Below are 373 nucleotides of genomic sequence, written 5' to 3'. Positions count from 1 at the left end.
GAAGACTACGACGTTGATAGGTTGGGTGTGTAAGCGCTGTGAGGCGTTGAGCTAACCAATACTAATTGCCCGTGAGGCTTGACCATATAACACCCAAGCAATTTGCTTACTTCGAAAGAAGCATCAGATTGCGGTGTGTGAAGACGCAATGAACCGAAARTTCGAGATGCTCACAAAACACCGAAKCTATYACATACCCAATTTGCTGAAACGTTGAAAAACGGTTCAGTACCCGAATTTCTTGACGACCATAGAGCATTGGAACCACCTGATCCCATCCCGAACTCAGCAGTGAAACGATGCATCGCCGATGGTAGTGTGGGGTTTCCCCATGTGAGAGTAGGTCATCGTCAAGATTAAATTCCGAAACCCC

2 rRNA genes are annotated in these 373 nt (G+C 46.8%); both read left to right on the top strand.

Annotated features, from left to right (window positions below):
- A 23S ribosomal RNA gene (locus AB4Z35_RS31195) occupies nucleotides 1-86 on the top strand; the annotation flags it as partial.
- 154 nt (nucleotides 87-240) lie between these two features.
- Nucleotides 241-356, top strand: a 5S ribosomal RNA gene (rrf, locus tag AB4Z35_RS31190).
- The last annotated feature ends 17 nt before the right edge of the window (nucleotides 357-373 follow it).

The sequence above is a fragment of the Pseudomonas sp. KB_15 genome (genome assembly GCF_052114525.1).
Classification (GTDB): Bacteria; Pseudomonadota; Gammaproteobacteria; order Pseudomonadales; family Pseudomonadaceae; genus Aquipseudomonas.
This window is presented reverse-complemented; position numbering and strand designations above follow the sequence as displayed.